Origin of the sequence: Paenibacillus catalpae (genome assembly GCF_900112695.1) — a bacterium.
In the GTDB taxonomy this organism is placed as follows: domain Bacteria; phylum Bacillota; class Bacilli; order Paenibacillales; family Paenibacillaceae; genus Pristimantibacillus; species Pristimantibacillus catalpae.
Window position 1 is genome coordinate 84,552 of sequence record NZ_FOMT01000007.1, and the last position, 15,383, is coordinate 99,934.

The 15,383-nt window shown below is 53.6% G+C and carries 10 protein-coding genes; 2 read left to right on the plus strand and 8 right to left on the minus strand.

Annotation, left to right across the window (positions count from 1 at the left end):
- Positions 1-36: 36 nt before the first annotated feature.
- The 6 genes from BM200_RS27670 to BM200_RS27695 all read right to left on the minus strand — a co-directional run bounded on the left by BM200_RS27670 (position 37) and on the right by BM200_RS27695 (position 8,474).
- A complete protein-coding gene (locus BM200_RS27670) occupies positions 37-1,416 on the minus strand; it encodes an ABC transporter substrate-binding protein (protein WP_091190309.1) in 1,380 nt (459 codons plus the stop codon).
- Positions 1,417-1,814: 398 nt separating this feature from the next.
- Positions 1,815-2,855 carry a substrate-binding domain-containing protein gene (locus BM200_RS27675; RefSeq protein ID WP_091190313.1) on the minus strand — a complete coding sequence of 347 codons (1,041 nt, stop codon included), beginning with the start codon at positions 2,853-2,855 and terminating at the stop codon, positions 1,815-1,817.
- Positions 2,856-2,946: 91 nt separating this feature from the next.
- Complete coding sequence (locus BM200_RS27680) at positions 2,947-3,843, minus strand: ABC transporter ATP-binding protein (protein ID WP_091190314.1); 897 nt, start codon at positions 3,841-3,843, stop codon at positions 2,947-2,949.
- 5 nt (positions 3,844-3,848) lie between these two features.
- Positions 3,849-6,722 (minus strand): ABC transporter permease, encoded by a 2,874-nt coding sequence (locus BM200_RS27685; RefSeq protein WP_091190317.1) that lies wholly within the window; start codon positions 6,720-6,722, stop codon positions 3,849-3,851.
- 32 nt (positions 6,723-6,754) lie between these two features.
- Positions 6,755-7,810 (minus strand): efflux RND transporter periplasmic adaptor subunit, encoded by a 1,056-nt coding sequence (locus BM200_RS27690; RefSeq protein WP_091190320.1) that lies wholly within the window; start codon positions 7,808-7,810, stop codon positions 6,755-6,757.
- Positions 7,761-8,474: an ABC transporter ATP-binding protein gene (locus tag BM200_RS27695; protein ID WP_091190322.1), complete on the minus strand. Its 714-nt coding sequence runs from the start codon at positions 8,472-8,474 to the stop codon at positions 7,761-7,763. Before BM200_RS27695 ends, BM200_RS27690 begins: the two co-directional genes overlap by 50 nt.
- A 501-nt stretch (positions 8,475-8,975) precedes the next feature.
- Here BM200_RS27695 and BM200_RS27700 point away from each other — a divergent pair.
- Both BM200_RS27700 and BM200_RS27705 read left to right on the plus strand, forming a co-directional pair.
- Entirely contained in the window at positions 8,976-9,779 is an 804-nt protein-coding gene (locus BM200_RS27700; protein ID WP_091190324.1) for an SDR family oxidoreductase, read from the plus strand.
- Between the two features lie 41 nt (positions 9,780-9,820).
- Positions 9,821-11,569 carry an alpha-glycosidase gene (locus tag BM200_RS27705; protein WP_091190326.1) on the plus strand — a complete coding sequence of 583 codons (1,749 nt, stop codon included), beginning with the start codon at positions 9,821-9,823 and terminating at the stop codon, positions 11,567-11,569.
- A 227-nt stretch (positions 11,570-11,796) separates the two neighbouring features.
- Here the strand turns inward: BM200_RS27705 and glgA are convergent, their stop codons facing one another.
- On the minus strand, positions 11,797-13,233 hold the full coding sequence (glgA, locus tag BM200_RS27710; protein ID WP_091190328.1) for a glycogen synthase GlgA: 1,437 nt from the start codon (positions 13,231-13,233) through the stop codon (positions 11,797-11,799).
- A gap of 29 nt (positions 13,234-13,262) precedes the next feature.
- Positions 13,263-15,293: a 1,4-alpha-glucan branching protein GlgB gene (gene glgB / locus BM200_RS27715; protein ID WP_091190331.1), complete on the minus strand. Its 2,031-nt coding sequence runs from the start codon at positions 15,291-15,293 to the stop codon at positions 13,263-13,265.
- Between the last annotated feature and the right edge of the window lie 90 nt (positions 15,294-15,383).

Genomic DNA, 15,383 nt, shown 5'->3' on the forward strand with positions numbered 1-15,383 from the left:
CGTTATTTACCGTCTGCTGTGCGAACGGCTTAATCTTTATTTTACTTTTTGAAGCGCAGCTTCTGCGGCCGCCTTATGCTTCTCGATCGTAGCGGAAACCGATTGATTCTGAAGGATGATTTCGTCCATGACCGCGAAGATCGGGAAGTCCGGGATTCCCTCTTCGACCGCAAGACGGCCGGTGCCGTTCACGCTCTTGAGAGCAAGGTCGATGTCGGCTTGATTCTTGAAGCGGGATTCCAGCCAGTCCTGGCCCAAATATTCTTCGGTCGGCGGTACGTCGAAGCTTTGCTCCCAGATCGAATAGATGGTTTGAGCGTCTTTAACGCCTTTCAGCATAAACCAGCCGTTCTGGGCCGTATTCGCGTACGTATGCTTGCTGTCGCTGTTAGGACCGCTCGGGTTCGGCACGACGCCAACCTCGAATGTGAGGTCCGCAACGTTCCAGTCGTAATTGATCGACATGAGGACGTCGCCGTCCTTGAACGTGTTCGTTTCGTTCCAATCCATCTTGTTGCCCGACTTGACTTTGACGACATTCTCCACGTTGTACAGACGGTTAACGAATTCCAGCGTTTCGGCAAATTTCGGATCCGTCATGCCCATCGTAAGGTCTTCGTTCACGAACATCGCATTATTCGTTACGCCAAAGTGACGTGCGGCGTCAACCGGCCATCCGGCATAGCCGAACGTGTCGTTCTTGCCGTCGTTATCCGTGTCGCGCGTCGCGGCTTTGGCAAGCTCAAGGAACTTATCCCAGGTCCACTGACCGGCGGCGAACAGCTCCTGAGGGTCTTCCAAACCAAGCTTCTTCACGAGGTCGCGGTTGTAGTACGTGCCGACTATCGATACGCCCGGTGTCCCGAAGGCGTATTCCGTGCCCCCGAGTGCAGGCAGCTTCTGCATGAGCTTCTGCTCGTTGTTGATGTCGTCCGTAGCCGCCGTGAATTCGCTGACCGGAAGAATGAGCCCTTGCTTCACAAGCGGAATCGCCCGCTTAAGCTCCATGATCGCAATGTCCGCGAAAGGCTCGCCGGCCAGCGTTGATGTCGTGACCTTATCCATGTATTGTTCAAACGGCACATTGACGAATTCGAACTTGAAGTTGTACTGCTTCTCGAGCTCGGCCAGCTTATCAAGGCGCGCTTTCTCCCCCGCCGTATTGCCCGCAGGCTTCTGGTCCCACCAAGCCGCAACTTTAATCGTTCGCCCGCCAAGATCGACAGCCGCTGGCGTTTCTTCCTTAGGCGTCTCCGTTTCTGCAGCTGGCTCGTTCGTCGCCGCTCCGTCGTTTCCTGCACTGTTCGTAGGTGTATTGGTACCTGTATTGGTACCCGTATTGTTGCCGCCACTGCAAGCAGTGATAACAAAGATCATTGCGATAAACAAGATTGAAAGCCCTTTCAACTTTTTCATTGTCAAGCCTCCCATTTTTAGTTATCGTGTTTCTTTTGGCACCGATTACAGCTTACACAGCTGTACGCAGCGGCCAAATCCCCCGAAGTAACCGTTTACAATTTGCCGATTCAGGCTTTCATCACCACCATAATTTTGTGCTGTTTGCAAAACAATCATAACACCGCCTCCTATTACCGTCAATTACCATAACAGGAAAACTCCTATTTTTGTTTTTTATTTGTTATTATTGTTTGGTAATACTGTCTGAGCAATATTGCCAATTTTTTTCAAGAAATCCTTTAGCCCTGTTGCAACGGCTTTTGCTACGTTTTAGCTGGACAAAAAAAATCGACACGCCGGCTCGCCGGGTATCGATTCATTATGGTAATAGGGTATACGAATTCCTTAAAAGCGCGTCATTCAGAAACCGCTTCGCTATCCCGCGTATATGCATATTGCTCGCGAATAATCGGATCGCCTTGAATGAGTTTTTTCTCGGCCGCCGATTCTGGATTCGCAATGCGCCATAGCATCTGGTCGACCGCACGCATTCCCAGCAGCTCTTTATTGACGTTGACGGTTCCGAGGATCGGATGGGTATCGCATGTATTGTCGAAGCCCGTCACCGCACAATCGCCCGGTACGCTGATATTCCGCTTGTCGAGTTCATCGACCAAGTATTGGGCCGTCGTGTCGTTAGAGCAGACAAACACTTCAGGCAACTCCTTCAGTTCAAGCTGCGGGAACAATTTATACATGTCGTTCCCATCCGGTCCGATCAATAGCGGGTCTTGATTTAACGAAATCCCATAGCTTTCCAGGGTCGTCCGGAATGCCAGCCATCGCTCAAAATAACTTTGGGCGTCCGATATATTGCCGACGAACTGGAATTTGCGGTAACCCTTGCTGACAAGTTTCGTCATCAAATTCTGCATGCAGCTGTAGTTATCCGTGAACACCGTATCGCATGGAAATGCCGGATCGATGTGATCCACCATGACGACGGGAATATTCAAACGGCCGATATCGAGCAGAATCGGCGTGGATATCGACCCGACCGTAATGACGCCCTGGATCGCTTCCGGCTTGACGAGCGCAAATACATGGTCGTGGGACGGCTCGGTCAATGTCATGATATCGATACCCTGCTGATTAAGCCTTGCCGATATGCCGTCGAATACGGGCCCCCAATAGACGGATTCCTTGTTCTGATAGCGTATATTAGGAAATAGAATGACAATGGTTCCCGACCGTTTTCGGTCGACATGTTCTTGCATTTCGCCGGCAAAACGCTTCGGCTCGTTATTCTTGAAATAGCCGAGCTGCCCGGCCACCTTATATATCATCTCCCGCGTTGCCGCGCTGACGCCTGCTTTTCCGGTAAGCGCGCGCGACACCGCGAACTTCGATACGCCCGCCATGTCGGCAATTTCTTGAATCGTTACTTTCCCTCTCATGATCAATCATCCAATCCGACTAATTTTCGTAGGTTCTGCCAACTCCTCTTCCCTATAATAGCAGAAAATTTGTCGAAGAAAATGCTGTCTCTCACATTTTCCCATGACTTTCGCGGGATGCCGGAAGAAGCACGATCTTGTCTTCATCCAGCCGCAGTAGTACTTTATCCGCGTTTTTCGCTCCGACGGCCTCCAGGTAATGTTCCGGAACCTGGATGCGCCCGGTACGGTCCATGACGGCATACTCAATATGCGTGTTATCCGATTCGCCTTCCCCGCCTGACCATTCGCTTCCTTGCGCCTCGTCCGCTCGGCGGATCATCTCCGACGAGGTTCGACCGTCGCGGATGGCGATGACGCGTTCGACTTGCCTCGCCAGATCGAGATCGTGCGTGACGATAACGATCGTAAGTCCGTAATCGGCATTCAGGCGGCGCAGCAGCTCCATCATCTGAGCCGACGTGCGCGTGTCGAGTGCGCCGGTCGGCTCGTCGGCCAGCAGCAGCTTCGGACGGTTCGCCAGCGCTATCGCAATCGCGATCCTCTGCTGCTCGCCTCCAGACAGCTCCTCGAGTCGGTTATTGAGGCGGTGGCCAAGCCCCACCGCCTCAAGCAATTCGACGGAGCGCTTGCGCTTTTGCTTCCGGTCATGCAGGAGCATCGGAATTTCGACATTTTCCCTTGCCGTCAAGTAAGGAATCAGATTCCGGCCTTTATTCTGCCAGACAAAGCCGACCGTCTCGCGCTTATAGCGCGAAAGCTCTTTATCCGTCAGCTTCTGCATGTTGATGCCGTCGATCGTCAGCCTTCCCGCGGACGGCCGGTCCAGTCCCCCCAGCATATTAAGAAGCGTCGACTTGCCGCTGCCGGAATTGCCGATGATCGCCATCAGCTCGCCTTGCTTAACGTGCAGATTCAATCCCTGAAGCGCCATCACTTCGATATCGGCCGTCTTGTAAATTTTCACGAGGTTCTCGCACGTGATCATCGCTATCAATCATCCCCCAATTTGACCGCTTGATAGATGTTCATTCGCTTCAGCAACCAGGCGAGTATAATCAGTGCTGCGGCGAGCATCAGGCACGTCGCGGCCGCAAGCCGGACAATGTCGGCATTGCCTGTAATCACGTCAAACGGCGGCACGATTTTCCCGACATCGAAAGAAAGCTGATAGAGCGGCACGAAAATTCGGCATGCGGCAAGTCCCGTTGCGATTGCGATCAGGAAACCCGCCCCCGTCGTCAACAACTGCTCGAAGACGAGCATGCCGAGAAGCTGCCGGAACGAAATGCCCATCGCCCGGTAGATGCCAAGCTGCAGCATGCGTCCTTGCAGCGACAGGAGCCAGAAGAGCATGAAGCCGATGAAGCTGATAACGAGCGATACGATAAAGCCCAAACTCATGACGCCGTTAATCGCCATTCGGAACGGATCGAGGCGGCTCTGCGCTATCTCGCCGATCGTGTCCTCGAACTTCTCAAGCGCAATGCCGTTTTCTTCGACCGCTTGTAGAAGTTTCTGACGGTCCGCCCCCGGCGCAAGCTTGATCCATGCATCGTAGGGTTCCATCGCCAGCTCGTTTTGAATCTTCTCGAGATGGCCGATAATCAGCATCGGATTCCGGTTATCCTGCGTTTCCTCAACCGAGGCGGGATTCGGATTAAAGGTCGGAAAATAGTCAATGACTCCATAGACGATGAACCGCGTCGGTCGCAGCCCTTCCCAGCCAATATCCATAACATCGCCGACCTGCGCCCCGTAATAATCGGCCGCCGTTTTTGACAACAGCACCGCATTGGCGTCCGGTGCGATAAGGTTCAAATACGAATAGATGTGATACGGCAGCAGCCCCTCCTTCATCCAAGCCGCTTCGCCAAATGCGTCGGTATCGATGCCCATCAGCCGAACCTTGCCGCTCTTGTTGCCGAGCCATGCTTCCGATTCCTCTTTTACGAATACTCGCGCCGCCCGCTCGACACCGGGAAGCCGTTCAATCAATTCGAACGGCGGCTCCAAATAGTTGATCCGGGCAGGCTTTGCAGCAGCCTGTTGATTTTCTTGACCGGCCTGACCCGGCGCCGATGGCGGCGGGGCGTCGCTTTGCCAATGCTGGCGCAGCACGATGTCGCTGCCCTTCGCATACCAGATCTGATCCTCCATGTTGCCGTTAATCGTGCGCGCCGTGTTCGCGTTATAGATACCTGTACCAATCGTCAGGACCAGGAAAACCATCAGTCCATGGTAAAGGCGATTGCGCCGGCTGACCAGCAGCAGCGTCGAATACAGCTGCGGCGACCATCGCTTTCGGCCGAGCCGATAGAGGAATGAAACGATGAGCGGGTATGCGCGAATGAGCAGCAGGCTCGCTCCGAGAATGAAGAGTGTCGGCACCGTATAGAGCAGCGGATCCGCCGACAGTGATTTTCCGTCCAGTCCAAGCTTAACCAGATCGCGCATTCGCTGACTGTATACGTAGTATCCGTAGAACGAGAGGCACAGCAGAACGATGTCCAGGCCGAAGGTCTGCCATTTCGGACGTTTCCCCTCGCGGGCTTTCGCGCGATTCTGGTCGACAATCGAATCGCCAGTCGCCAAGAAGACAGGGACCAGGCCGAGAATCCAGGAGACAATCGCAGCTCCGGCGGCGTACAGCCAACTTTCGGCGGATATCTGTACCTCCAGCGCGCCGCGGTCCACGAAGCTTAGGAACGTGCTGGTCGAACCGAGCATCCGGGTAAACGCCGCCCCCAAGGCGGGGCCGGCTGCAAGCGCGAATACAGCGATAAGTCCGAGCTCCATCGCGTAGATGGACATGATATGCCGCCTTGTCGCACCGCGGCTGCGGAGCACGGCGATCTCGGACTTCTGCCTTTCGATCAGCATTCCCATGACTATATAGAGGTAGAAGCCGATCAGAATAAAAAGCGGTACGTTGAGCGACCAAAGTAAATTACGAAGCGTCTGTTCCCGGTCGGCATAGGCGGTCATCGCGTCACTGCCGGGTACCCACACCGACGAGCTGACGGAGAAACTGTAGTTCCCCATCATGTCGGCAGCCATGTTTGATTTGAGATCAATCATGAATTCGGCTGTTGGGATATCGAACCTCGTATAATCAGCAGCTGCAAGCGCCCCGATCTTCGAGAAGACGAACGGACCTTCTTGCGCGAAATCGCGGCTGAACAATTCATCCGGCAGAAACAGCGTATTGCGCTCGGGACCGAGGCTTGCGCGGCTCCAATAAACATCGCTCAAATCGCTCTCCGCGATGACAGCGACAGGCTTTACGCGAATGGCTTGCCGGTCCTTCCTCGGATCGTCGATGGTATATTCCTGGCCTAGCAGCATCTTCAGCTCGACGAGCGCGTTGTCCGTAACCATCACTTCATATACGCCGTTCACCGGCTCCTTCTTGGGGAGAACGCCGTCTACGACCCGCACCTTGTCTTCGAGTCCGGTACGGGCGGCAAATTTGGCCGAACGCTTCTCCTCCGCGTCGATACGCGAAGGGTCGGCCGGCGTAAGCGCGAAACGGACGGTTTCCATGATCCGCTGATCTAGCAGAAGCTTCAAACTCCCGCCCTTGATGTGGGAAGCCCAGTACGAGGCCAGCTGATTCATAATGGCAGCTTGAATTTTAGGATCGTCGTCGCGCATCGTAATGTCGATGGAGACGACGCCAGGATGATTGCCCGTTTCCGCGTAGCCGCGGTCCATATCTTGGACCAGCATATAACGGAGCACGGCGTTTTTATAAATCGGCATGCTGGATGTCAGCGCGATGCAGCACAGCATGCCCGCGAGCAGACTGGCAGCTAGCCAGCGGTTTCTTGCCAGCTTGCGGAACAACATGATGAGAACGGACATGGCCTAACGCTCCCCCGTTTCCTTACGTGAACTTACTGCAAAATGATCTTCATGCCATCCTCGACGCCCTGGACGATCTCAACCTCGGTCGCGGTATCAAGGCCGGTCTCGATATCGAGCTCCCTGCGACGTTCACCGTCGAGCACCTGCACGAAGGTCCGGCCGAAATAGGTGCGTACGCCGGCCTTCGGTACGACGATCACATTATCCCGCCGCGCGGCGACGATTGTGACATCGGCCATCTTGCCCAGCGTTGCGCCTTCAGGCAAGCTTTCCAGTTCGACATATAACGTCCGGGAATATTCCTCGCGCAGCCTGTCGTCATCCGTCTGCGGAGCGGAGGCGGGAGTTTGCGTCACTTTGCCCGCATACACCTGGCCTTGGAACATCGCTTCCGCCTTCATGCCGATTTTAATGTCTGCCAGCACAGGGTTATTGGTCGCCGTCAATGCCAGCCGCATGCCCGATGGATCAGCGATCGCCGCCAGCACGCGGCCTGGTTCCGTCCGATCGCCTGGCATCAGGTCGGTGAAATAGGAGACAATACCGTCTGCGTCCGCCTTGAGCACCGAGGCAGAAGCCTTCTCTTTCGTCTTCTCGAACATTAACTCTGCCAGCTCATAATCGAGCCGCGCGATCTTGGCTTGCCTCTGGTTGCCGCTTCTAACCGCTTCTTCCAGCGCAAGCAGCTTTCGTTCGTATTCCAGCTCCTTCTGCATCAGCTCAATATCGACGCCCTCATTCTCTAATGTCACGAGCACGTCGCCTTTCTTGACGGCGGTTCCCGCCCTTACGCTGACGCTCTCGATCACGCCGCTATCCTGGAATTGATAATAGTCCACCTTGGTCGGCACGAACGTGCCCGAACCCGTAACCTGCCTTGTGATGCTGCCCAGCTTAGCGTCAACCGTCCGGGCTTCGGTCTGCGCCGGCTTGACGAGCGGGGGCTTCAGCGGAGTTTGCTCCTGCGGCAGCAGGCTGCAACCACTCGACACGGCGGCGGTTGCGACCAGCAAGACGAGCACACTTAAGCGGCGGTTATACCTCCTTGCTGCTTTCCGTTCCAATTCGACCATCCTCCAATGCATATACGTCGTCGACCAGTTCCATAATGTGCGGGTCGTGCGTTGTCAAGACAATAGCGATTCCCTGTGTCCGGACAAGCTCGCGGAATACCTCCATAACCTGCTTGCCCATTCTCGAATCCAATTCTGCCGTCGGTTCGTCGGCCAGAATGAGTTGTGGCTTGTGTGCGATTGCGCGAGCAATTGCCGTCCGCTGCTGCTCGCCGCCTGAGAGCTCGGGAGGCATATGATGCATGCGGCTGGCCAGCCCGACGAATGAGAGTGCCTGTTCGGCCAGCTTTTTCCACTCGGAAGACGGGACGCCGGCGATGCGAAGGCCGAACTCGACATTCTCGTATGCCGTCATATGAGGAACAAGAGCGAAGGATTGGAAGATAAGTCCGATTTCACGCTTACGCATCTCATTCTTCTGTTGATCGGTCATCCGGCTGCCGTCTCTGCCGCTGTAAAATACGGTGCCTTCGGTTGGAGAGTCAAGCGCGGCCATAATATTAAGCAGCGTCGTCTTGCCTGATCCGGAGCGTCCCTTCAAGGCAATCAACCGGCCCTGACCAACGCTGAGCGTCGCGCCTTTGAGCGCATATACCGTGCCGTCTCCCTTGCCGAATACCCGTGTGACGCTGCGCGCTTCGAGCAGCGTCAATGCGGGATTCTCCATCCTGTTCATCTCCCCACCTCCATAAAGTCAGTTGCGGCGATGATTGGCTTTCGTGTGCCGCAATCCCGTGCATGCGCTTACATTATCATCATAACAAATCGCGAATGAAGCGCAATGATTTTTATTTGGAATGAATATTTTGTTATGATAATTTTTTAAGCACGCTCACTTCTTTCATCCTCTAAAACAGGCTCAAATACGCGTGAAACAACTAAATTCACTAGTATAGCTCGTCACTTCATAAGATACATCGTCGTCTTCCTCTGCAAACGAATACCTAACTAAACAAAACATTTGATTTATCTCTACCAACTTTCGTATTCGTAATAAAGAAAAACATTTTGTCTAACTAGAGGCTAAATAGCAATAGTATCAGGGGAATAGCCTTGCAGGAATCGTGTGGGTGTAATTATGATTTTTAAATTCCATATCCTGTCGTTGTAATTCAAATGTTTAATAACGCTCTAAACGAGTGTACTAACTAGCAAAAGACACAAAGGAGAGATATAAATGTCCAGCCAATCATCTGCCAGACGTATAGAAGGAAAAGTCGCACTCATTACCGGTGCCGGTTCGGGAATCGGAAGAGCTGCCGCCATCCGGTTCGCGCAGGAGGGGGCAAACCTCGTCCTTTTGGACCGGGACCGGCAGACCCTCGCCGTGGTCTGCCGAGAAGCCGAAACCTTAGGAGTTAAGTCCATAGCGGTTGAAGCTGATATTTCGGACGAGCCTTCTCTTGCTGAGGCCTACGGCAAGGCAGTCTCCGCATTTGGACAGCTTGATATTGTATTTGCCAATGCAGGCATTAACGGTACCTTATCCCCTATTGAACATATGAGCAAGGAAGAATGGGAGGCAACAATTAGCGTGAACTTGACCGGGACATTTCTGACCGTCAAGCATGCCATCCCGGTTCTAAAGGAGAAAGGCGGTAGCATTATCATAACAAGCTCCATTAACGGCAATCGCGTCTTCTCCAACTTTGGCTTCAGTGCCTACAGTAGCTCTAAGGCAGGAGAAAGTGCTTTTACCCGTATGGCGGCCCTTGAGCTGGCGGAATACGGCATCCGCGTCAATGCGATATGCCCAGGAGCGATTTCTACCAACATCGACCAGTCCAGCAAGCCCAAGCCTGAGCTGGATGAAGTACGGATTCCCGTTGAATTTCCGGAAGGGGATCATCCGCTTGAGAAAGGACCGGGACAGCCTGAACAGGTCGCCAATCTGGTTCTGTTTCTGGCGTCCGAGGAATCCTGCCATATTACCGGAACACTTGTCTATATCGACGGCGCGGAGTCATTGCTTAGAGGCTAAACATGTAAAGCAGCATTGCAGAGAAAAGGAGATGAACCCGTTTGCAAATAGAAAGCATCTACCATTCCCCCAGCCACAGATGGGCATACGCCTATGATGAGGAGACATTCCATCTGCGTCTTAGAACTAAACGTGACGACGTCGAGCGGGTTATTGCCATTGCAGGAGATAAATACGACTGGGAACATCATTACCAGGAAATCGAGATGGACCACATTGCGGCGGACGGTTTGCATGACTATTGGGAAGCCGTCATCCGTCCGGAATTCAAACGGTTCAGCTATGGCTTCCGGCTGCATAGCGGAGACGAGACGATCTGGCTGACGGAAGACGGCTTTTCCTCTGAGCAGCCGGCGCCGGCGGGCGGTTATTTCGAAGGGCATTACATCCATGCCATCGATCTGTTTGAGGCTCCGGAATGGGCCAAGGAGGCAATATTTTATCAGATCCTGCCCGACCGCTTCGAGAACGGAGACCCATCAAACGATCCTGAAGGCACCTTGCCTTGGGGAGAAGCGCCGGAAGGCGATTCCTTTTTTGGAGGGGACCTGCAAGGTGTTATAGACCGAATCGGGCACTTGAACGAGCTGGGTGTTAACGCCGTTTACTTGACCCCGATCTTCCGCTCTCCCTCCAATCATAAATACGACACCGTCGATTATCGGGAGGTTGACCCGCAATTCGGGGACAAGGAGCTGCTGAGGAAGCTCGTCCGGGTCTGTCATGACAATGGCATTCGCGTCGTGCTGGATGCGGTATTCAACCACGCGAGTGAACAGTTCCCGCCGTTTCAGGACGTGCTGGAGAAAGGCGAGCACTCGAAATACAAGGACTGGTTCCATCTGAACGGTTTTCCGGTTGAGGTGCAAGACGGCGTGCCAAACTACGACACCTTTGGCTTCTACGGCAATATGCCCAAGCTGAATACGGCTAATCCGGACGTGAAGAAGTATTTGATTGAAACTGCGGTGAACTGGATGAAGGACACGGGCATCGACGGCTGGCGGCTTGATGTGGCCAACGAAGTGGATCATCACTTCTGGCGCGATTTCCGTACGGCGGTCAAAGAGGTTAACAAAGAGGCTTTTATTGTAGGCGAAGTATGGAGCGATTCCCTGCGCTGGCTGCTTGGCGACCAGTTCGATTCCGTTATGAACTATCCGTTTACCGAGCTGGCACTTAGCTTTTTCGCAGAGCGTACAATCTCGCCCGCCCAATTCGCCGAGAACATGAACCGGCTGCTGATGCGTTATCCGCAGCAGACGAACGAAACGCTGTTCAACCTGCTGTCGAGTCACGACATCCCGCGCGTAATGACCCGCTGCGGAGGCGATACCCGGCGGCTGAAGTTGGCCGTCGTTTATCTGATGACGACAATGGGTTTGCCTTGTGTTTACTATGGCGATGAGTTTGGCATGGACGGCGGAGAAGACCCCGACTGCCGCAAATGCATGGTCTGGAACGAGGAAGACCAGAACCGGGAGCTGTTTGATTTCTACAAGCTGTTCATCGCGCTCAGGAAGGAGCGTGCCGCCCTGCGCAGCGGCCGTTACCGCGTATTGTTAGCAGAAGAAGAAAGCGGCTCGCTTATTTACGAGAGGCTGGACGGAAAAGAGCATTTTACGATATGGATGAACCGTTCGGACGAGCCTGCGGAGCTGACGCATCCGATGATAGAAGGCGGATGGCGTGATGCGTTAACCGATGAGCCAATCGATAACCCTGACGGCAAGCTGGTGATTGGGCTTGAGCCCAACGGCTATAGAATCGTATGGCGCAAGATTGAATAATGCTATGTTTTAACGCAAACAAACAAGGGCTTTCCCGTCGTCGTTCTAACGACTTCTGGGAAAGCCCCTTTTATATTAACTTTACGTTGGTTTCCTCCACTGACAGCTATGAACCGCTATCGTCCGAAAGAGCTGATTATACTGTACTCAAATCCAATAGTAATGGTAATCCCATTACCGGCCAAAAAGCCGCATTTATCCTGCACGAAATCCAATGCAGCTTCTCTTCAATTTGACAAAAGTCCCTCATATAACTCCTTATATTGCTGCGCCGACCGGCTCCAGCCATAATCGCCTTGCAGAGCGCGCTCGACAAGCTTTTGCCGTACATCCGGGTCTCTCCATAGAGATATTGCCCGGCGTATGGTGTACAGCATGTCTCCGCTGTTATACGGAGCAAAGGAAAAGCCGTTACCTTCTCCGGTCCATTCATTGTAACTCTGTACGGTATCCCTCAGTCCTCCCGTCTCGCGCACAATGGGCAAACTGCCATATCTCAGCGCCAGCAGCTGACTGATTCCGCAAGGCTCAAACTGCGAGGGCATCAGAAACAGGTCTGAGCCGGCGTAAATCCGGCGTGCTAGTCCATCGTCGAAGCCAATATAGCAGACGACTCTTCCTTTGTGGCGGTTCTCCGCCTCCCTGAACAGATGCTCCAGATGGGGATCGCCTGTTCCAAGCAGCGCAAGCTGGACATTCTCCGCAGCCATCAGCTCGTCCAGCCTCTCCAGCACGAGCGGAAGCCCCTTCTGATCCGTCAGCCGGCCAACCATGCCAATAAGCGGAACTTCAACATCCGTGCGCAGACCCAGCTCCCACTGCAGCGCCGTTTTGCAGACCAGTTTGGCATCTGAAGAAGTGGCCGTGTAATACGCTTGCAGCTTGGCATCCGTTGACGGATCGTATAAAACGTCATCAATGCCGTTAACGATACCAATCAGGCTGCTGCCCCGGCTGCGGAGTGTCTCTTCCATACTGCAGCCGTATTCCGGCGTAGTAATCTCCCTCGCGTAAGAGGGGCTTACGGTTGTGACCCGGTCCGACAGCTGAATGCCGGCTTTCATAAAGCTGACCGAGCCGTGAAATTCCACATGATCGTAGGTCAGATAATGAGGCGGCAAGCCAAACAAATCGCCGATGACATGCGGCGGATAATTGCCTTGATACTGCAGATTATGAATGGTAAACACCGTCTTAATGCCTGCGTACTCCTGACGCCAGCTGTAATGATGGCGCAGCAGCGCGGGAATCATGCCGGTATGCCAGTCATGACCGTGGATAATGTCCGGCCAATATCCGATTGCAGAGAGTGATTCCAGGGCGGCACGACACAGGAAGGCGAAGCGCTCCCCGTCATCATCATGCCCGTAAGCGGAGCCTCTTTTGAAATACTGCTCATTATCGAGAAAATAATAAATAATGCCGTCATGCTCCAGCTCTCTGATTCCGCAGTACGCATAGCGCCATCCAACCGAAACCCGGATTTCCGCAATTGTCTTCATACGAGACCGGTAATGATCGGGAATAGAGGTGTAGAGCGGCAGCATCACCCGTACTTCGACCCCCTGGGACTTAAGCGCGTCCGGCAGCGCACCAAGCACATCGCCTAGCCCGCCTGTCTTCAGAAATGGGGCACATTCCGCCCCTACAAACAATACGTTCAATTTCCGTTCTCTCCTTTGTGAGCCGGCTATTATACCTTTGCAATCCGTTCTCTCTGCCGGCTTTTTCGCTTAATGCCTGGCAGCGCGAGACCAACCTCCATATGCAGAGCTTGAGGCTCCTGTTCCATGCGAACGGCAGCCCGCGATTCCTTCTCCCGCTTCAGAATAACGACCGACAGCGGAGGAAGCGGAAGCTCTACGCTATGTTTCCGTCCATGCCAGACAACCGGCTCGGACCGCACAACAGTCCCCTCCGCTGCGGACTGCTCCATAAATCCGGATCCGCCGTATGAAGGGCTGTCGCTGTTCAACAATATTTTATAGCCGCCTTGGCTTGGAACTCCTATCCGGTAGCGGGAATGGGCTTGAGTATGGAAGTTGCAGAGAACGATCAGCGACTCCGCATTTGCCCTGCCTTTACGCCTGTAGACAATTACGCTTTGCCCTTCATCCTGGAAGTCGATCCACTCGAAGCCTTTCGGAGAAGAATCCAGCTGCCATAACGACCGCTGCTCCACATACAAATGGTTCAGCGTGCGCACAAAGCTATGCAGCCTCCGGTGCTGCTCATAAGCAAGCAGCAGCCAGTCCAGCTCCGCCTCGTCGCGCCATTCGATAAACTGGCCGAATTCGCCTCCCATAAACAGCAGTTTTTTTCCAGGGTGGGTCATCATGTAGCCCAGCAGCAGGCGAAGGCCTGCGAACTTCTCCTCGTAGCTTCCGGGCATTTTGTCCAGCAGCGACTTCTTGCCGTGCACCACTTCATCATGAGATAAAGGCAGCGTATATCTCTCTTCAAAGGCATACCATACCGGGAACGTAAGCAATCCATGACTGCCGCTTCTTTCATTCGGGTGAAGTTCAAAGTATTTCAGTGTATCGTTCATCCAGCCCATATTCCATTTGTGGGTAAAGCCAAGCCCTCCTTGCTCTGTTGGAGCCGTAACACCGGGAAACGCATGCGACTCCTCCGCCATCATCAAGGCATGGGGAAAACGTGCCCGCACAACCGTATTCAGCTCTCTTAAGAAGGCTGCGGCCTCCAGATCTTCTCTGCCTCCATGCCGGTTTGGCCGCCACCTCCCGTCCGGCCGGTCAAAATCCCGAAGCAGCATGCTCGTTACCGCATCCACCCGTAAACCGTCAATATGATACTTATCCATCCAAAACAGAGCGTTCGAGATGAGAAATCCGCGTACCTCCGGCTTCTCATAATCAAAGGAAAGAGTCCCCCACTGCTCCTTCTCCGCAATAAGCGGATCGGTATGCTCATATAACGGGCTGCCGTCAAAGAGGCGAAGGCCATGAGCGTCCTTGGCGAAATGCCCGGGAACCCAGTCCAAAATAACGCCCAGCCCCAGACTGTGACAGCGGTCTACAAAAGCCATCAGCTGATGAGGCTCTCCGTACCGGCTGGTTGCGGCATAATAACCGGTCCCCTGATATCCCCAGGATCGGTCATACGGATGCTCTGTCAAGGGCATTAGCTCGATATGGGTATACCCCATATCGGCCGCATAAGCAGGCAGTTCTTCAGCCAGTTCCTCGTATGTCAACAGTCGTCCGTCCTGATGCCGCTTCCAGGTGCCTGCGTGTACTTCATAAATATTAAGAGGCTGGTTGAAAAGCGGTTTGCGGCTGCGAAGCCAGCCTTTATCCTGCCATTCATAACCTTCAAGAGAGCAGATCACCGACGCCGTACGGGGCCTTACTTCAGCTTTAAACGCATACGGATCTGCCTTCAGCTGCCTGTCTCCTGCCTGTGATTCTATATCGAATTTGTACCTGTCCCCTTCACCAAAGCCCTCCAGAAAGCCGCTCCATAGACCGGACTGTCCGACCTTGTGCAGCTCATAGCCGGTCTCCCGGAAGCCGTCCCAGCCGTTGTTATCGGATGCAATTGCAATTCTGCGGACGTTAGGAGCCCATACGGTAAAACGGGTTCCCGTGCGCCCCTCTTCCACGGCCGGATGAGCACCCATTTTGCGATAGCTGTCCAGCCAGGTTCCTTCATGAAATTGATAAATATCATCTGCGCTAAGCTTGATGCTTCGTTTCAATGTTTTCAACCTCCTAAAACAAATGACACATTCTTTTTTGTGGCATTTGTTACTTCGTAAGCAATCGCTAAAAGAATTGCAGAGCAATTC